The organism is Paenibacillus sp. B1-35 (assembly GCF_050474385.1).
In the GTDB taxonomy this organism is placed as follows: domain Bacteria; phylum Bacillota; class Bacilli; order Paenibacillales; family Paenibacillaceae; genus Paenibacillus_B; species Paenibacillus_B alvei.
Window position 1 is genome coordinate 1 of the sequence record NZ_JBCHVJ010000006.1, and the last position, 18,401, is coordinate 18,401.

Consider the following 18,401-nt stretch of genomic DNA (forward strand, 5'->3'; position numbering starts at 1 on the left):
AGATGAATTGAATATAATTCCCGTCTTTATCCTTTATTAGAATTAAGTCGCCCACGGCATTAAAATATTGCCGTACCCCTGTTTTATAATTGGCAAGCTCATACGCAGACTTTTCATTTCCTATCTTTACATTCTCTGACTCGGAAAAGTTTAGATCATGAAAAGGATACCCCACAATATTAGATCCATCTATTCGATAAGTGCCCAAGCCGGAAATATAAAGGTACATCTGTCCGTCTACTCTTTTGAAATAGGATATATCCCAAATCCACCCTTTTCCGAGCTTGAATCTGCCCTCTTCATCAGTTGATTGTTTCGTGATATTCTCCTTATAACTTTCCGGGTTGAAAGTAATATCGTTCTTTGCTCGAGAGCTGTCGTATACGCGTCGCAGCGCAAAATCTAAACCGTTGTATCCAGGCATGACCAGATCCGTTGTCTCCACGCGCAAGGAAGCGTCCACGGTCGAAATATGGTCGCTTTCCGAACCGACTGCATAAGGAGCTTGATCCAAACGAATCGGTGCACGCTGCAGCGCGACCTTGTCGTATGGGCTATCGTCGCTCAGCGATCTCTTCGCTCGACGCAGGGTATTGTATACTAGATCGGTAACCGATAATGGATCTTCTCCTCCATATACTTGATCCGTCACAGAGGTGGGGCCATATACGGCAGCAGTTACACTTGCATTATGAGCATGTAGGGGATCCGTAACTAGCGAGGGGTACTGCTGTTCCATAAATTGCTCATACGATCCGCCCTGCTTTTGAAGAAGCAGCCCTTGATAAATATGATGAAGCGGGTAGCCTTTCACGATTTCATTGACCACCCAATCCCTTGCTACGCCAAACATTTCCGTAATCGAGGTGACGGTGATTAGCTCATCGGAGTCCGATAAGGTTTCATTTGCGCCGTATACGCTAGAGGTGACGGTCATATTGGATGATCGGTTCGCAGACTTAGGAGAGTCTTGTGCTGATGTAATAGGTATACTTGTGAACAATAGCGTACATGCAAGAATCATTGACAACCATTTTTTCAAAGCTACTTCCTCCTCCTATAAATATAAACGGTTACCATACTTCATTCATTCCATCTCTTCCGGAAGGGACATTTCTACTGGTGCTGAAGGGTTGTAGTTCGGGTTAAATCGCAAATTATGAACCACGACTTTTTCTGCCCACGCTTTGTTGGGATCAATCGGCAATAAACGAACAGACACTATTATTGCCCAAGTATTTGGTAGAATATCTTCTTGTAAATGTATTACCTGTCTTTCATTTTGTAACGTATAGGTTTCTTTATAACTTTTATGTTGATCACCAAATCCTCTGGATAGAAATACTTTAACCTCCAATTTTGCATTATTGCTGTCAAGAATGGAGATTTCCCCGTGCAAAGAGAACTTTCCTCTCATCGTATCCGGTACCATTTTCATCGACTGGCGGATTTCAGCGGAATTATTCCCCCATGTTCCATAGGGTACAGCAATATATTGTCCTCCATTGTTACTGCTTTTCCCAAAAACAGCTCCTGCAATATTTGTCCATTTAGTCCAGCCCTGAGCGATATCGCTATTTTGATCAAACAACGTAAATAACGAGTTCCATAATGCCTGCGGTTCTGTACTATACTCGAATGAAACATGCGCAATATCAACGTCGCTGTCGCTTTTCCCACTAAAATGCGCCCCTGCGTATACGTTTGCATAGACTGCGCCTTTTGGAATACTCCCTCTTAGTGATGCCGTCTGGTCAGATAAACTATTTGATGTGGTATAATTCGTTCCCATCAATGTCCCCTTCTCATTAAAAAACAAGATTTTTAAATGAGTTTTTGTGTTTGCAGTGCCTCCAATTCGACGAAATATCCCTCTCATTTGATAATTTCTCGATTCATCAATTAATAGATGCTGTATCAGATAGGTTTCCTTACTAGTGCCTTCTGAATTATTGGAAATTATCTGCCTTTTCTTATATTCATTAGTAGTCTTCAATCTGAACCTGACGGAGTCCTTATCCCCTGAAATTCCCCAGTAATCTGGAATTGTTCCCTCCGCGGCTTGAATTTCTCTGCCCTGAAAATCATGATTCATGAGCATATTAAAATAATAATCTAAACCATAGGTGACATCGACGCCCTTAATTACTATCGTGCCGGCCGCATTGTCGCCAGTTGAATGGATCGCGATTTGCACAATCGCTCTTTCTGCTTTTTGGGGAACACTCTCTCTGAGACTCATCGTGAAGAAGAAATCGCTCTGCAACGTGCTTTTTTGGCTCTTTTTGCGAATGACCTTTCCTGTGTTATCTACAAAATCGACCATCATTACAGCTTCTGCATTATGTAAGTGTTCAATCTTCAAAGAAGCTTTCACATCGAACTTCCGGCTGGATTCCTTTGGAATCGACAGTGTTTGCTTGACCCCAATGAAACCTCCCAGTGGAATATTACTGGCTTGAATCTGCTGATGATTTCTTGACCCTATTTTTTGAATATTGAAGCTGGATACAGCCCTGTTGTCCGTCATATATGACCAGCCTACCACTTTGCCGCCATTGTCTACTTCTTGAAAATCGCCGTTTGTCAACGTATTCATATACGTCTTCTCTCTTACACTTCTGCTTGTCATGTTTCCATTGTTATCTGCCTGATAGACAATTTCCTTTTCATCTTGCGTGATCACCGTTAGATTCCCATTCTTGTCATAACGATACTCCGATTCATAAGCACTAACGCTAGCTGCGGAAAACGTCAACAATGACAGCACTACGAACACAATTGCACACCTCATGTTTCGCCCTGCCTTTCTGAAATAGATGACCGTCCCACTTATTCGAACAACCGCTCTTCCTCCTTCATTATTCTAGGACATAAAATAATAATATCCTATTTTTCCTTGATTTGACTATTTTGAGTTTTGAGGAAACTTTTTTCCGTGGGATTTTGAATGAATGCTTATCTGCATAACAAAAAGAGCTGTTTCCGAAGTAGTGATCAACTACCTGGAAACAGCCCTCGTATATTTATCCATAGTTGGATCGAAGCTTCATTCTTCATTGCCTATACCTACCTACCCTATCCCCCCGGCTATTTTATCGAATAAGCCAGCTTTCAGCATCCTCACGCGTTTCAAAAACTCCAAAATGATTACTGCGATTGGATTCGACCACCATTTCAGTAAACCGGCCTTTGTTCAACGCTTGATCGGGAATGATGACCGCCGTTTTGACGCCGTAGTTCGTAAATTTCTGTATCATTCTTCCCGCTACACCCGTTCGCAAACTATAAAAATCCTCTACAAGCGCATCCCCATGCACCAGAAGCAAGTCAGCATCGTTTTCTCCGCACAAGGCTACCAGATCCACAGCATCCTGCTCTGTGCTTAACGGGGTCTGACTCGATAGCAATTCCATATACCTCTTCGTTCCGGTCTCTATTATTTTATAGTTCATGGTCGTACTCTCCTCCATTCGATTTTTATCTTTGTTTTTGTCTTTGAGCTCCTCGCGAATACCCTGCACCCATTTCAACTCATTGTGATAGCAGGACAGCAGATTTTCTGAGATTTTATCCCACAAAAAGACTTCCCGATCGTTACGATTCGGCGCTTGAACCCCGCGCTTCATTTTTTCCTGCTGGTAGGCAATTTGCATATGAATTCTGCCCTCATATCGATCCAGCAGTTCATCTAATTCCTCGTTGCTCAGTTGATTCGCCCACGCCAATTGAATGAGGAACGTGCTCTTGAACTCTGGAAGCTCCGGTTCATTCAGAACCCATTCCTTTAATCTCGCCAGCCCTTCATCTGTAATGCTGTAGATTTTCTTGGAAGGGGAATTGTCCTGATGTTGAACTTCATTCGTGACCAACCCCTCATTCAATAGTTGTACAAGCGATTTGTAAATTTGATTGTTATTGCCTGACCAGTACATCGTTGTAGAGTCTTCAAAAATTTTTTTCAGTTCATATCCTGAAGCAGGCTTCCAGCTCAGAAGTCCCAATATGGCATATTTGATTGACATAAAAAGCACCTCATTAGGTTACTAGTAACATAGGTTAAGCATAACCCATCTTGTTGAGAATGTAAATAAAGGAATTTGAAATGGTACATAAAAGTAAAAAAGGGCTGTCCCAAAAGTCACTCTAAAGTGACAGGGACAACCCTTCTATATTTAACATATATGATTGTGCCACTTATTATTTCCTAAGACGGAAGCACGCCTTGCTTCTTGTGAACGACAAGCTTGTAGCCAACGCCACGAATCGAATCGATCTGTACGGATTGCTGATTCATTTCCAGCTTCTTGCGCAGGGAACTGACATGAACATCTACTGTGCGTTGACCGCCAATATAGTCGAATCCCCATACGGCATTCATCAGGTCGTCCCGTGTAACAACCGTTCCAGGCCGCTGTACAAGATACAGCAGAACTTCAAATTCCTTAGGACGCAGCGGAATAAGATCATTATGAAGCGTAACTTCATATTTCTCTGGATAGATCCGGAGATCACCCAGTGCGATCAGCTTGTCATCCGACTCCTCCGATGATGGCAAGCCCGTTCCGTCGCTGGAGGTTCGTCTCAGTACCGCCCCCACTCTTGCTAATAGTTCAGCAACACCGAACGGCTTCGTAATATAGTCGTCAGCGCCACACTTCAAGCCTTGGACGACCTCTTCTTCCGCATTTCGAGCCGTTAAAATAATGACTGGGGTGCGGATTCCTGCCTGCCTTACTCGCGACAATATTTCGAATCCATTCATTCCCGGAAGCATAATATCTAGCACGATTAAATCAAATTTGCGATGAAGCGCCATCTGCAGCCCTTGCGTCCCATGATCGACAACCGTTGTCTCATACCCTTCCAAGGTCAGGTTGTAGGACAGCAATCGCGCTAGTGTAGGTTCGTCTTCCACTACCAATACTTTAATTTCTGACATAATCTTCCTCCGAAAGTCGAATCGATTATACGCAATCGTCTTTCTTCACCATATCTCAACATTATCGTAACATAGATCCTGTCCGATTGACCAAGCATTTTTCAAAAATGTTGAAAATAAATGGAAAGCTGCCGACCTCTTCATTAACCTTGCTTCACACGATTTGAAAGCATCTGAATATCCTGTACGACAGGCAGCTCGATCGTAAACGTCGTACCTACCCCTAGTTCGCTGTCTACACGAATGAGGCCATGATGCGCATCAACAAGATGCTTCACGATGGACAAGCCAAGACCAGTCCCGCCGGAGCTTCGGGATCGAGCCTTATCGACACGATAGAATCGTTCGAAAATGCGCGGCAAGTCTTTCTTCGGAATGCCAATACCCGTGTCGGAAATGGTCAGCCTAATCCACTCCGCCTCTCCATCTTCTCCATGCTCAATCGGCACTGCAACAATCTTCACCTGTCCGCCTTCTGGCGTATAGTTGATCGCATTCGACAATAAATTAAGGACAATTTGCCGGAAGCGATCCTCATCGGCCTCCACATACAGATCCTGCTCCGAACTTAACATCACTTCAATCCGCTTCTTCTCTGCTTCCTTCGAGAGCATCTCCACGGTCCTCTCAAGGAACAGATCTACCTGAACCGGAGAATATTGCAGCGGAACCCGCTTCGATTCGATCTTAGAAAGCTCTAATATATCGCCAATAAGACGATTCAAGCGCTCACTCTCATCATGAATAATTTGCAGGAATGACGATGCAATTTCGGGATCATTCATCGCGCCATTCATGAGTGTTTCCGCGAATCCCTTCACCGCAGCAATCGGTGTCTTTAACTCATGAGATACATTCGCGACAAACTCGCTTCTCATTCGTTCAAGGCGGCGGATTGCCGAGACATCCTGCATGACAAGCAGCGCTCCCGCCCATTCATTGTCTGTAAAATAGACAGGGACGACACTTACATCGAGCAAACGTTCTTCCGGATAGTACAGGGTAATTTCATCATGGCTCGAAATTTTCCGCTCCAGCACCTCTGCGGCCATCTGCTGCATCTCAAGCGGAGCATGCACATCCTCGAAAGCCCGCCCGATCCACTCTGTGCTCTTAATGCCCAAAATATGCTCTGCCTTCCGATTCAGCAAACCGACATGCCCTTTCGCATCAATCATCACTATGCCGTTGATCATATGCTCCAATACTGCCTGAAGCCGGCTTTCTTTCTCACGGATTTCCGACATTTGAACCTGCAGGCTGTCCGCCATCGCATTAATCGCAGATCCGAGCTGCCCAATCTCATCCTTTCCGACAGATTGCGTTCGTGCCCGATAGTCCATTTGGGCGATGCGCATCGCTACCCGGGTCATATTTTCAATAGGCCGAGTCATGTTGAAGGCGATGCGATAGCTGACGATAGCAGCTACAAAAAAGAGGATCGCAAGACCAATCGCTAAATAAGCCCATAGTTCGCGAACACTGCTCTCTACATCAGCCAAGCTCATTGCGAGTCGGACATACCCATCAAAGTTCTGGGTATGAACAGGAGTGGCAACGTACAGCATGTTTTGCCGAAGGGTGTCGCTATAGCGAATATTGGATCCGAGTCCATGTTCCTTGGCGGCTGCGATCTCCTCTCGATTCAAGTGGTTATCCATTCCCGTCACAGAGCGATCGGAATCTCCTACTACGGTTCCATCCGCCAAAATGAACGTAACCCTCGCATCTGCACTGTCGTGCAGCTTCTGTGCCCAGCCTGAATAATAGGTTGTCAGTTCTTCAAATTGCGTGCTCTGCTTCCAAACCAGCGTCTGTTCGATAAGCATAATTTCCCGGGACATATTTTGCTCAAGCTGTCGAATATGACTCGTCTTGAATGTAGATGCCATATATATGCCCGCCGTGAGCACGGAAATACCGATAAGCAAGACAAACACAAAGGTCAACCTTGTGCGAAAACGTGACATGGTTCTACTCCTTCTTTCTGCTTTTCGTTCATTGTACGGTCTACGTATTAATCCTACTTATCCCGTTTCCATTTGACTAGCAGAAAGTTTATTAAGCTTTTGTAAATTTGCGTAATTACCGTCGCATCAGGCTGCTGAACCAGGATCGCAAGCATAAATGCAATCGCTGTTTCTGACCGAAATACCTCATTGCAAGCACCAAGCCGAGGGGAATATTGAGCATGCCTGAAGCAAATCCCCATGTAGCTCCCCCTCACATCAGACCATCCGCACCCTAGTCCAGTCCCATCAACAAAGGCTGCAAGCCCGAACATCCATAGGACATACGTACAAACGGAAGAAGCGCCTCACTACAAAGAACCCCCAGCAACAAGCAACTGGGGATAAGCAAATACATCATATACAGTTCGAACCAATGTTTATCATCAGACCGACATTGCGCTCGAACTTGTTATTCTAACTCGTTAAAATACCGGATCCTTGAACTGGGCCAGCTTCTCAAGCGAGCTCCGATCCACATCTGCATGCAGACTATTCCCATGGGAATCCATCGTTACAATCGCTGCAAAGCCTTCCACCTCCAGATGCCACATCGCCTCTGGGATGCCGAAGTTCATATAGTCAACACCGTTGACTTGTTTGATGCACTCTGCATAATATTGCGCAGCGCCGCCGATCGCATTCAAATATACTCCGCCATGCTCCTGCAGTGCAGCCAGCGTCTTCGCCCCCATGCCGCCCTTGCCGATAACAGCACGGATGCCGAACTTCTTCATAATATCGCCTTGATAAGGCTCTTCACGAATACTTGTTGTCGGACCAGCCGCCTTCACATGCCAGCCTGCCTCATCCTTCAGCATGACCGGACCGCAATGGTAAATGACCGCCCCATTCAAATCTAATGGCGCATCGTGATCCATTAAATGCTTATGGAGTGCATCACGGCCTGTGTGCATTTCTCCATTAATTATAACAACATCACCGACGCGCAATGAACGAATTGCCTCTTCCGTAATCGGAGTCGTAAGCACCACTTGACGGCTTGACCCTTGCTCAGAAGCAGCCGCGACTTGCTCTTTGCGTTCCGTGTCCTGCGGTATCGCCATGGCAACCTCTGTACCGCGTTCGTAGATCCATTCGCGGATCGCCCCTGTATCACTGTCAAGAAGAACACCTTGACGGCGGAATGCCCAACAATTGTACGCGACGGATACGAAGAAGCTCGCCGGCAATCGATTCATAACGCCAATTTTACAACCCAGCAATGTGACCTCACCGCCGAAGCCCATTGTGCCGATCCCCAGCTCATTTGCCTTCTCCATAACATACTGCTCGAGCCGCGCCAGATCCGGATGAGAATTCATGTCATCCGCCTTGCGGAACAGTTGATGCTTCGCAAGCTCATATCCTGTCGTACGATCTCCCCCGATGCCAACACCGATGAAGCCTGCACTGCATCCCTGACCTTGAGCCTGATAGACAGCATGCAGAATACACTTGCGTATTCCGTCCAAATCACGGCCAGCCTTGCCCAGCCCTTCCAACTCTGTAGGCAGACTATACTGTATGTTTTTGTTCTCGCAGCCGCCGCCTTTCAGAATAAGCTTAACTTCCACCTCATCGCGTTCCCACTGCTCGAAATGAATGACAGGCGTACCCGGTCCCAAGTTATCGCCGCTGTTCGCCCCCGTTAAGGAATCGACAGAATTGGTACGAAGCTTGCCTTCTTTCGTAGCCCGGCTGATTGCTTCGTGAATGTCCTGCTTCATTTTGATTTGATTCGCCCCAACTGGTGTATGTACAATAAAGGTTGGCATGCCTGTATCCTGACAAATTGGCGACACGTTTTTCTCAGCCATGTTAATATTGCGAGCGATCGTGCTTAAGGACAAGCCTGAACGCGTTGCCGCATCCTCACGAGCTTGCGCCTGCTGAATCGCCCGTCTCACATCTCCAGGTAAATTTGTAGACGTTTCCACAATTAATTCATACACACTTTGCAAAAATGATGTCATCATGAACTTGCTCCTCTCATCTCTTACCATCCCGGGAAATGAGCGTTCTTGATGCAGATCTCGGAAGCATCGGGAAGTAGTTTTATGTTTCAATTTCGTCAAATAAGTTCCATGCTATTATAATATCATATGGCATGCACCTTATCGAACCATTTTCCATGCCATGCGGATACAAACAACACACAATCATTCTTTCTTAATGAAAAGAATGTCATGATATTACTGTGAAAGGAAGAGACCTATGAGTACATCTGAGAATTCAACTGCCAAACCCCATCATTTTCTCGCTTATATGTACCGGCTCAAGCATATCGAGCGCTGGAGCCTTATGCGAAATACAGACAAAGAGAATGTTGCCGAGCATACGTTTCATGTTGCGATGACCACACATATGCTGTGCACCATTGCCAATGAAGTGTTCCATAAGAAGGTAGATACCGGGCAAGCTGTTGCACTCGCCTTGTTCCATGATGCAACCGAGGTATTTACTGGCGATATTCCAACTCCCGTCAAGCATCATAACAGCCGGTTATTGAACAATTTTCGTGAAATTGAACAGCTTGCAGCCGAACGATTGGTCGGAATGATTCCTGCCGAACTGCAACGCGTATATTCACCCCTTATTGATCCGCAGGGCGATCATGAGCTGCGTAGTTATGTGAAAGCTGCTGATCTGCTTGATGCGTATGTAAAGTGTATTAGTGAACTGGCTGCCGGCAACCGCGAATTCGAAATCGCCAAACGCCAAACAGAGCAAAAATTAAAGCAGTTGGATATGCCAGAGGTGCACTATTTCCTGACTGCACTTGCACCAAGCTTTAACATGACGTTGGATGAAATTTCTCTATCAGATGAAGAGGAGCATGCCGAGGATCCTATGTCCTAGCGACATGCATGTAGATGAGTATGAATTGATTCTTTTGTTACAATAATGAAAAGAACAACCCGAACGGCTGCCTACTCACTCACATACTCCACATTCAAAATTATTTTTGTAGAAAGGAAGTCATGGATGCCTATTTTTAATACCACCCTCGTTCATCGCATCTTCCGTGCAGCATGGGTGCTAATCCTTGTTGCTGCCGTTGCTGCGGTATTCTATTTCGGGTTTTCGATCATTTGCCCCTTCCTGATCGCTTGGCTGTTAGCCTACATGATGAATCCAATCGTCCGCTTTTTGGAGAATCGCTGGAAGTTCCGCCGCGGATTTGCCGTTATGACGGCCTTATTGCTCTTTGCAGCCATCATTGCAGGTGTTCTATATATCTTCACAACGAAGATCATATCCGAATCGTGGCATATTATGGGGATCGTACAAAATCAAATTATGGAGTGGAGAGCACAGGCCGAGGCCTATTTCTATTCGGCTGAGTTCCAGCATCTTCTGTCTGATTTGAATGACACATTCAATTTTGCAGATTTGAAGTCTTCACTATCAAAATATACAGGAACGATTGCTAGCGGGGGCACCTTAATTGTCGCCTACCTATTTAATTTCTTAAAAGCTACTGTCTTGTTCCTGCCTAAGCTTGCAGTTATTACGGTCATCGTCTTGGTCGCTACATTCCTGATCAGCAAACAATGGAACATGATTTCTTCCAAGGGCACGGCTATGATTCCTGAACGTGTACGCCGCTCTCTTGGAGTCGTCACAAGCGATCTGCAGAATGCTGTGTTCGGTTATATTAAGGGACATATTATTCTGTCCAGTATTACTGCACTCGTCTTCTTCCTAGGCTTGCTTGTGCTAGGTGTTGAATATGCCTTCACCATTGCACTGATTGGCGGTCTTGTAGATTTAATTCCGTTGGTCGGCATACCTGCCATCGTAGTGCCATGGGCTATATTCGCCTATGTGGAGGGAAATGTTTTTTTAGGGACGGGGCTGCTCATCATGTGGCCGATCATCCTTGTTACACGACATGCTTTTGAACCTAAAGTATATGGGGACAGCATTGGACTAAACCCGCTCATGCTGCTCTTCTTCCTGTATGCCGGATTGAAGCTGTTCGGCGTGCCTGGCATTATCATCGGAATTTTGTCCCTTGTCGTACTTACAGCACTAGAGAAGGCACATGTGTTCCGCGATGTATGGCGCTATATTATGACCGGCTCCTTCTTCAGCAATGAGGAGGACCAAGCTGCTGTATCGCTCATTGATTAAACAACCGACTTGATTCTTCATGAGGGTTTCGCAGAACGGGAGCTCCTCCCCAACTGAAACAATCTTGAATCATAATCTACTAAAAAAATCGCCCGGCTAGACATTAGTCTGACCAGGCGATTCTATTATGCAGTCGGTACAGTAATAAACTTATAGCTGTATACCATCAGAAGCACAATGACAATGAACAATACGAAAATAAGCGTACTGAATGTGCGAACCTTGCCGGTAGCTGTATCATTTGCTTGACCGCTCTTTGCGGATTGAGCTGCAAGCTTGATTTGCTTGCCCATGATGCCGCTAAATGCTGCAATCGCAAGGAAGACAACCGTCGTCAGTACCATCCAGAGCACGCTGTACTTCGCTTGGCTCATGAGATAACCGCCTGTAATGAACTGAACGATCAAGAAATACTGAGATAAACGATTCGCCGTTCCCACGCCCACGAGCAGCCCCTCTTGGCCTGCTGTAGACAGCTTGTTCAAATTCCCTACGACAAATGGAACAATGGCATAGAACCCCATTGCTACCGCACCTAAAATGTGCAAAAGATTAAAGGCACTGTACATATAAATACATTCCCTCCATAGCCATGATATGTATCATTCTTCGTTCCATTATACTAAAATTTTCTTGCTAACACAAAGAAAGACACCGAAAAATTCGGCGTCTTTCTTGTTATCTCAATGACATTTGTCACAATGTTGATACATTATAAAATAATTGCATTATTGTGTTACACGTGTTCTCCAGTAACTACCTGAATGACGCTGCGTACCGATTCGGCTGACTTATCCAATGCAGCCTTCTCCTCTGGAGTCAATTCAATCTCGATCACTCTCTCGATTCCGTCTCCACCGAGTACAGCCAGCACACCCATAAATAAGCCGTCATACCCGTATTCGCCTTCCAGATAAGCAATGACCGGAAGAAACCGCTTCTTGTCTTTCAATATGGCTTCCGCCATTTGCACGATCGAAGCCGCTGGCGCATAGTAAGCACTTCCGTTGCCAAGCAAATTGACAATTTCGCCGCCGCCTACACGCGTACGCTGTACAATTTCCGCAATGCGTTCTTGCGGAAGGAGACTTTCAATCGGTACTCCGCCCACACTCGTATAACGAACGAGCGGCACCATATCATCTCCATGACCGCCAAGCACGACACCGCGCACATCTTCCACAGATACGTTCAGTTCTTCTGCAATAAAAGTGCAGTAACGAGCCGTATCCAGAACGCCGGATTGGCCGATTACGCGATTTCTAGGAAATCCGAGTGTTTCAAATGCAGCATAGGTCATCGCATCTACCGGATTGCTCAAAAGAATCACGTAAGCATTCGGGCAATAAGCTTTTACGTTCTCACATACCGACTTCACAATGCTTGCGTTCGTATTTACCAAATCATCACGGCTCATACCAGGCTTGCGAGCCACACCTGCAGTAATGATGACGATATCGGAATCTTGCGTGTCTTCATAGTTGGACGTTCCTATAATGCGGCTGTCAAACCCTTGAACCGGACCAGCCTCAAGCATATCAAGCGCCTTGCCCTTTGTCGGATTCTCCAACTGAGGAATATCAACTAATACAACATCTCCAAGTTCCTTTTGAGCCAACATGAGAGCAGTTGTCGCCCCAGTGAAACCAGCACCAACGACTGTGATCTTATTGCGTCGAATAGCCATTCGGATTCGACCTCCTAGTTCATGTGATTGATGATGTGGTCGGCAAACTGCGAGCATTTAACTTCTGTCGCATTTTCCATAAGGCGCGCGAAATCATAAGTAACCGTCTTGTTGTTGATGGCGGCTTCCATTCCTTTATAGATTAAGTCTGCTGCTTCCTGCCAGCCCAAATGCTCAAGCATCATAACACCGGACAAGATCACAGAGCCTGGGTTAACAACGTCTTTATCCGCATATTTCGGAGCTGTACCGTGAGTAGCTTCGAAGATTGCATGTCCAGTCACGTAGTTGATGTTCGCACCAGGTGCGATACCGATGCCGCCAACTTGGGCAGCCAACGCATCAGACAAGTAATCGCCGTTCAGGTTCAATGTCGCAATGACATCAAATTCCTTCGGACGCGTCAATACTTGCTGCAACGCGATGTCTGCAATCGCATCCTTGATAATAACCTTACCGGCCGCTTCTGCTTCCGCTTGCGCCTTGTTCGCAGCTTCTGTTCCTTCAGCTTCTTTGATGCGGTCGTATTGCCCCCATGTGAATGTGTGCGCTGGGAATTCTTGTTCAGCCACTTCATAGCCCCAGTTCTTGAACGCACCCTCAGTGAACTTCATGATGTTCCCTTTGTGTACGAGCGTCACGCTCTTGCGCTTATGCTTGATCGCATATTCGATTGCGGCACGAACAAGACGCTTGGATCCGTCAGACGATACAGGCTTAATGCCGATACCAGATGTCTCAGGGAAGCGGATCTTCTTCACGCCCATTTCTTCTTGAAGGAATTGAATTACTTTCTTCACATCTTCCGAGCCAGAAGCATACTCGATACCTGCGTAGATATCCTCCGTGTTCTCGCGGAAAATAACCATATCCACCAGTTCCGGATGCTTAACAGGGGAAGGAACACCATCGAAATAACGTACTGGACGCAAGCACACGTACAGATCAAGCTCTTGGCGAAGTGCAACGTTCAGGGAGCGGATGCCGCCGCCGATTGGCGTCGTCAATGGACCCTTAATCGCCACAATATACTCGCGAATCGATTCCAGCGTATCATTTGGCAGCCATTCACCATATTCGTTGAATGCCTTTTCTCCAGCGAATACCTCGTACCAAGCAAGCTTGCGTTCACCGTTGTATGCCTTCTCAACAGCTGCATCCAATACACGCTTGGACGCGCGCCAAATATCACGGCCTGTACCATCCCCTTCAATGAATGGGATAATTGGATGAGCAGGCACTTGAAGCTTGCCATCCACAATGTTAATTTTCTCGCCTTCGGTCGGTGGTGCAAATTTGTCCAATTGAATCACAGATGTTCCTCCTTCAATGTCATTGTCACACAAACAGCTAACGGGAGCTACTCCTCTATTGTAGCAACCCGTCAATTTGTAAGACAACCTAAGTTTTCAAAAACTTCTACATATATCTCAAATGAGTGCAAAATTACCTTGCTTGGATCGGGATAAAAAGTTGATTCGACGGTCCTGTATATTCCGCACGTGGGCGAATAATACGGTTATTGTCCAACTGCTCCAAAATATGAGCTGTCCAGCCGGATACGCGGCTGATTGCAAAGATAGGCGTGAACAAATCTCTTGGAATGCCCAGCATCGTATAAACCGAAGCCGAATAGAAATCAACATTCGGTTTAAGCCCCTTCTGGCCCGTAACGAGCGCTTCGATGCGAGTGGACATGTCATACAGCTTCAGGTTATCGCTTGCTTCACCCAGTTCACGTGACATCTTCTGCAGATGCTTCGCACGCGGATCTCCATTCTTATATACACGGTGTCCGAAGCCCATGATTTTCTCCTTGTTGTCAAGCTTACTCTGGATGTAATCATCCACATGATCCAGATCAGCAATCTCCTCCAACATCATCATAACAGCTTCATTTGCTCCGCCATGCAGCGGACCCTTCAGTGCGCCAATCGCCGATACAATGCCTGAATACATATCCGACAAGGTAGCAACTGTAACCCGTGCAGCGAACGTCGAAGCATTCAGCTCATGATCCGCATGTAGGACGAGCGCCTTATCCATTGCGGATACCGCGCTGGCAGAAGGCTCTTCACCAGTCAACATATATAGGAAATTATAGGCTATGGAATGACCCGCTTTTGGAGGAACTGGCTCCTTCCCTGCACGAATGCGGGCAAAAGCCGCGACCACAGTTGGCAGTTGCGCTTGCAACGCTATAGCCTTGTTAACATTCGCATCATGCCCCGTGTCATTCGCATGCTCATCATATAAAGCTAATGCGGAAATCGCAGTACGGAGAACAGCCATCGTATTCGCATCAGACGGATACAATTTCATTTGTTCAACAACGGCTGAAGGAATTGCAGCGTTCTTCTCCAGGCGCGTGTGTAACTCCGAAAGTTCCTCTTGATTTGGCAGCTTGCCGAACCACAACAAATGAACAACTTCCTCGAATGTCGAATGCTCGGCCAAATCGTCGATATTATAACCGCGGTATGTCAGCACACCATCGATGATTGAGCTAATAGAAGAAGTCGTTGCAACTATGCCTTCCAATCCTTTCGTTGCTGTCATCTGTCCTCTCTCCTTTGCAATGTAACCTAATACCATCCCAACTTTCTTTTCCCTGTAATCTCATGATGTGACCCGCCTCGGAAAAAAAGGCAAGTTTTTCTATAAAGATGATAATGGATAATGTCGGAAATGTGAACGGTTTCAGTAGAAAAATATGGATAGAAATGCTTTATCAGAGGTATAAACGTTTTTTAAAGTCCTGTGAATTGGGGATTTAGAAAAGAAAAAAACAAGGAACGGACGTATTGTGCATAGCATATAAGGAGAGGGTCGTCCTTCTCAATCGGACGTGCTCGTATGTGAAAAATTTATGGAGAGATCATGGAGGTGAGCGGGAACATGGAGCAGCACATCATTAAGCGTATTCTTCGTGGGGGGTGGGTATTGACCATTGGTCTACTCATGATCTTATCCTGCTATATCCTTATCCCACTGATTTATCCGTTTCTCATTGCCTGGATGATCGCCCTCATGCTTAATCCGGTTGTTCAATGGATGTCTGAACAGTTCCGGATGCCGCGTTGGCTGAGCGTCACGATTTGTTTAACCTTGTTCATCACTTCGATGCTAACTGTCGCGGCAGCGGCGGTGACGCGTATCGTGCGGGAAATCTATAATTTGTCGGTCTCCATGGATCATTTTCTGCAATTGTGGCGGGAATTCTTTATACGGCTGTTCGAAAATGATAAGGTTCGTATCTTTTTGGATACGCTCGGTTCCTTATACAAGGATAACCCTAACCTTCAGGGCTCAATCAACAGCAACCTATCAAGCACAGCCGAGAAAATAACAACGGTAGTCACCAATCTCATCACGTCATTTCTGGATGCGATCGTTCGCCTGCTGTCCAGTCTGCCGAATGTGGCGTCCATCTCCATCATCATCCTGTTATCCGCCTTTTTTATAAGCAAAGACTGGACACGCTGGATGAACATCCCCGCAAAAGCAATGCCCGACTCCATCTGTCAGCCATTGCGTACGATCTGGAGTGATTTGAAGCAGGCTCTGTTCGGATATTTGCGCGCCCAGTTATTTCTAATCTCGATTACGATGTTCATTATTACGGCAGGACTAATTGTGTTGCGAGTTGACTATGCCATCACAATTGGACTTCTTATTGGCATTGTCGATCTGCTGCCGTATCTCGGCGTCGGCGCTGTGATGATTCCGTGGATTATATACTGCTTTGCAATTGACCAAACTTCCCTCGGAATTGGATTAAGCATTGTGTATGGCATCGTTCTGTTCACAAGGCAGATTATGGAGCCTAAAGTTCTCGCTTCAACGGTGGGACTTGACCCGCTTCTTTTGCTGGTTGCGATGTTTGTCGGCATGCAGTTATTCGGCTTTCTTGGACTTATTGTAGGTCCTGTTGCCCTTGTGCTGCTGTCTGCGATGAAGCGGGCGAACGTCTTTCAGGATTTACGAACATTCATCATGAACGGAAAAAACTAAGCAAACACTTATCCGCTTGCCCTATACTGCATCGCTTCCGCAATGTACTCATCATCATCGAAGGTAGTTAGGATAATTACCCATAGCCGACGAAAGCATCAAGCTCTCTCGAATAAAGGGATCATCATCTACAATAAGAAAGTGAATCATCTGCTTTCTCTCCTGTGTGAGCTTGTCACTGCATTTGTCTGCCCCAACTCGCAAGGGGATGATCCTACGAATACTATGTCGGATAAACAGATCCACACCTTCGACCAATGCTTCAACACTAGTACGTCCTATCAGTATATCGCGGAAAAATTGGCGAACAATACCCTTTTCGCACTCATTTGTAAGCAGCGAGCATCATTGTTTTGACTCACTGGCTGTTGGGCGTTGAATGGGGAATTCCTTGGAAGCTGGATGGATGCAATGGAGCTGCTGGCTGCCGGAGGAACGTGGACTACAATCCTGCTGCATATTGGCGTACTGATTTTGTTCGGCATTGTACGGCTTGGCATTGGTTCAGCCGTGCTGCGCCCCGGCAAGCGGGAAGCGATCTGACTCAATTGTGGAGAACATATGCAAAACACGCCCGTCAACATGGTTCTACACCATATAGCGGGCGTGTTTATTGTTGGATTAGAAACGGCGAAAGTAAATAAAGTTGCCGTCCTTCATCTTTTTCTCTAACCATTTTAGTAAGTAGTATCTGTAAATCGGTCGTGTCAGTGGAAATACAAGTGTAAAGCCAATAATATCGGTAAAGAATCCCGGCGTAAGGAGCAAAATCCCGCCTGCTAGAATACACAAGCCCTCTACAGCCTTTCTACCCGGAATTTGCCCTGCCTGCATTTGCTTCTGGGCATCTGCCCATACTTGATTCGCCTCGTAGCGGGCAATGACTGCACCAATGACACCGGTTAGCAATATCAACAGGAACGTATTCCATCCGCCTACCCAGTTACTCATCAGTACGAAGCCATACACCTCTAACGCAGGAATCAATGTCAGCACAATGAGCACCCATACCATCGGATTCATAAGACATTCCCTCCCTTGCATCATGACATTTGCGTTGCATCATGCACTATAATACAGCCTACATGGAAATGAATCAGTCTGTTGAGCACATTTTCTCAAGCAACGTCCATACATCCTTCGCTTCCCGTTCAAGGCGAATCGGCCGCCATTTTGCATTCAACCAAGCAAGCGTCGTCGTCCCCTCCACCAGCAGTTCTCCGGCAGGATGGGATACCCAGCCTGATTCAGGCAGACTAGATAACAAATGTTCAGTTACTCTGCAAACCTGTGTAGCAAATGTAACTCGCAGCGGCGACAATTGCTGGAGGCGCGTATATACGACAACTTGATCATCATACAAGGCCGGCCGCTTGAACTTCACCTGAAGGTCGACTACAGGAAGTAGAAGTCCGCGCTCCTCAAGATCCCGATAGCTAATACCTAAGGAACGTATCCATTCGGTTCTTCCGACCTCAAACCAGGTTATATAGTTGCCATGGAATACAACATTCATTCGATCCGTTTCTTGATAACGCACGCGCAGCGGATAACCAAACCATACGGATTGATCTTCTTCCTTTACGTCAGGGGACATCACCATTCCTCC

General features: G+C 46.2%; 15 protein-coding genes and 1 pseudogene. 4 read left to right on the forward strand and 12 right to left on the reverse strand.

What is annotated here, in order from left to right; genetic code table 11:
* The 6 genes and pseudogenes from ACQ5BJ_RS19250 to ACQ5BJ_RS19275 form a co-directional block, all read right to left on the reverse strand.
* A pseudogene (locus ACQ5BJ_RS19250) lies at positions 1–1,042 on the reverse strand (polymorphic toxin-type HINT domain-containing protein); the annotation flags it as partial.
* Positions 1,043–1,087: 45 nt separating this feature from the next.
* Complete coding sequence (locus ACQ5BJ_RS19255; protein ID WP_430111999.1) at positions 1,088–2,779, reverse strand: hypothetical protein; 1,692 nt, start codon at positions 2,777–2,779, stop codon at positions 1,088–1,090.
* A gap of 316 nt (positions 2,780–3,095) precedes the next feature.
* Positions 3,096–4,025, reverse strand: coding sequence for a DUF4180 domain-containing protein (locus ACQ5BJ_RS19260; RefSeq protein WP_268621833.1), 930 nt, complete (start codon positions 4,023–4,025; stop codon positions 3,096–3,098).
* 182 nt (positions 4,026–4,207) lie between these two features.
* A complete protein-coding gene (locus tag ACQ5BJ_RS19265) occupies positions 4,208–4,942 on the reverse strand; it encodes a response regulator transcription factor (protein WP_163978328.1) in 735 nt (244 codons plus the stop codon).
* A gap of 143 nt (positions 4,943–5,085) precedes the next feature.
* Complete coding sequence (gene pnpS / locus ACQ5BJ_RS19270) at positions 5,086–6,912, reverse strand: two-component system histidine kinase PnpS (protein WP_005551672.1); 1,827 nt, start codon at positions 6,910–6,912, stop codon at positions 5,086–5,088.
* Between the two features lie 464 nt (positions 6,913–7,376).
* Positions 7,377–8,927: a fumarate hydratase gene (locus tag ACQ5BJ_RS19275; protein ID WP_268600463.1), complete on the reverse strand. Its 1,551-nt coding sequence runs from the start codon at positions 8,925–8,927 to the stop codon at positions 7,377–7,379.
* Between the two features lie 241 nt (positions 8,928–9,168).
* Between ACQ5BJ_RS19275 and yfbR the strand changes: the two genes are divergently transcribed.
* Together yfbR and ytvI (ACQ5BJ_RS19285) are read left to right on the forward strand one after the other, a co-directional pair.
* Entirely contained in the window at positions 9,169–9,813 is a 645-nt protein-coding gene (gene yfbR, locus ACQ5BJ_RS19280) for a 5'-deoxynucleotidase (protein ID WP_005551674.1), read from the forward strand.
* A 126-nt stretch (positions 9,814–9,939) separates the two neighbouring features.
* Positions 9,940–11,091, forward strand: coding sequence for a sporulation integral membrane protein YtvI (ytvI, locus tag ACQ5BJ_RS19285; RefSeq protein ID WP_005551675.1), 1,152 nt, complete (start codon positions 9,940–9,942; stop codon positions 11,089–11,091).
* Between the two features lie 125 nt (positions 11,092–11,216).
* Here ytvI (ACQ5BJ_RS19285) and ACQ5BJ_RS19290 read toward each other — a convergent pair whose 3' ends face one another.
* From ACQ5BJ_RS19290 to citZ, 4 genes are all read right to left on the reverse strand, one after another.
* Positions 11,217–11,615, reverse strand: coding sequence for a hypothetical protein (locus ACQ5BJ_RS19290; RefSeq protein ID WP_430112003.1), 399 nt, complete (start codon positions 11,613–11,615; stop codon positions 11,217–11,219).
* Positions 11,616–11,827: 212 nt separating this feature from the next.
* Positions 11,828–12,778: a malate dehydrogenase gene (gene mdh, locus ACQ5BJ_RS19295; RefSeq protein WP_430112005.1), complete on the reverse strand. Its 951-nt coding sequence runs from the start codon at positions 12,776–12,778 to the stop codon at positions 11,828–11,830.
* A gap of 14 nt (positions 12,779–12,792) precedes the next feature.
* Positions 12,793–14,091, reverse strand: a complete 1,299-nt coding sequence (gene icd / locus ACQ5BJ_RS19300) for an NADP-dependent isocitrate dehydrogenase (protein ID WP_005551679.1) — start codon at positions 14,089–14,091, stop codon at positions 12,793–12,795.
* Positions 14,092–14,224: 133 nt separating this feature from the next.
* Complete coding sequence (citZ, locus tag ACQ5BJ_RS19305) at positions 14,225–15,337, reverse strand: citrate synthase (RefSeq protein WP_005551680.1); 1,113 nt, start codon at positions 15,335–15,337, stop codon at positions 14,225–14,227.
* A 339-nt stretch (positions 15,338–15,676) separates the two neighbouring features.
* Here citZ and ytvI (ACQ5BJ_RS19310) point away from each other — a divergent pair, with 339 nt between their 5' ends.
* On the forward strand, positions 15,677–16,792 hold the full coding sequence (ytvI, locus tag ACQ5BJ_RS19310) for a sporulation integral membrane protein YtvI (protein ID WP_005551681.1): 1,116 nt from the start codon (positions 15,677–15,679) through the stop codon (positions 16,790–16,792).
* A 375-nt stretch (positions 16,793–17,167) separates the two neighbouring features.
* Entirely contained in the window at positions 17,168–17,335 is a 168-nt protein-coding gene (locus ACQ5BJ_RS19315; protein ID WP_289356066.1) for a hypothetical protein, read from the forward strand.
* Positions 17,336–17,413: 78 nt separating this feature from the next.
* On the opposite strand, the gene ACQ5BJ_RS19320 is transcribed toward ACQ5BJ_RS19315, so the two are convergent.
* Together ACQ5BJ_RS19320 and ACQ5BJ_RS19325 are read right to left on the reverse strand one after the other, a co-directional pair.
* Positions 17,414–17,815: an FxsA family protein gene (locus ACQ5BJ_RS19320; protein WP_005551683.1), complete on the reverse strand. Its 402-nt coding sequence runs from the start codon at positions 17,813–17,815 to the stop codon at positions 17,414–17,416.
* 73 nt (positions 17,816–17,888) lie between these two features.
* Positions 17,889–18,389: an acyl-CoA thioesterase gene (locus tag ACQ5BJ_RS19325; RefSeq protein ID WP_289356067.1), complete on the reverse strand. Its 501-nt coding sequence runs from the start codon at positions 18,387–18,389 to the stop codon at positions 17,889–17,891.
* Positions 18,390–18,401 lie beyond the last annotated feature (12 nt).

Coding starts and splice junctions, on each gene's coding strand:
- ACQ5BJ_RS19260 (WP_268621833.1), bottom strand. CDS start 4,025: ATGTCAATCAAATATGCCATATTGGGACTTCTGAGCTGGAAGCCTGCT.
- ACQ5BJ_RS19265 (WP_163978328.1), bottom strand. CDS start 4,942: ATGTCAGAAATTAAAGTATTGGTAGTGGAAGACGAACCTACACTAGCG.
- pnpS (WP_005551672.1), bottom strand. CDS start 6,912: ATGTCACGTTTTCGCACAAGGTTGACCTTTGTGTTTGTCTTGCTTATC.
- ACQ5BJ_RS19275 (WP_268600463.1), bottom strand. CDS start 8,927: ATGACATCATTTTTGCAAAGTGTGTATGAATTAATTGTGGAAACGTCT.
- yfbR (WP_005551674.1), top strand. CDS start 9,169: ATGAGTACATCTGAGAATTCAACTGCCAAACCCCATCATTTTCTCGCT.
- ytvI (WP_005551675.1), top strand. CDS start 9,940: ATGCCTATTTTTAATACCACCCTCGTTCATCGCATCTTCCGTGCAGCA.
- ACQ5BJ_RS19290 (WP_430112003.1), bottom strand. CDS start 11,615: ATGGGGTTCTATGCCATTGTTCCATTTGTCGTAGGGAATTTGAACAAG.
- mdh (WP_430112005.1), bottom strand. CDS start 12,778: ATGGCTATTCGACGCAATAAGATCACAGTCGTTGGTGCTGGTTTCACT.
- citZ (WP_005551680.1), bottom strand. CDS start 15,337: ATGACAGCAACGAAAGGATTGGAAGGCATAGTTGCAACGACTTCTTCT.
- ytvI (WP_005551681.1), top strand. CDS start 15,677: ATGGAGCAGCACATCATTAAGCGTATTCTTCGTGGGGGGTGGGTATTG.
- ACQ5BJ_RS19320 (WP_005551683.1), bottom strand. CDS start 17,815: ATGAATCCGATGGTATGGGTGCTCATTGTGCTGACATTGATTCCTGCG.
- ACQ5BJ_RS19325 (WP_289356067.1), bottom strand. CDS start 18,389: ATGTCCCCTGACGTAAAGGAAGAAGATCAATCCGTATGGTTTGGTTAT.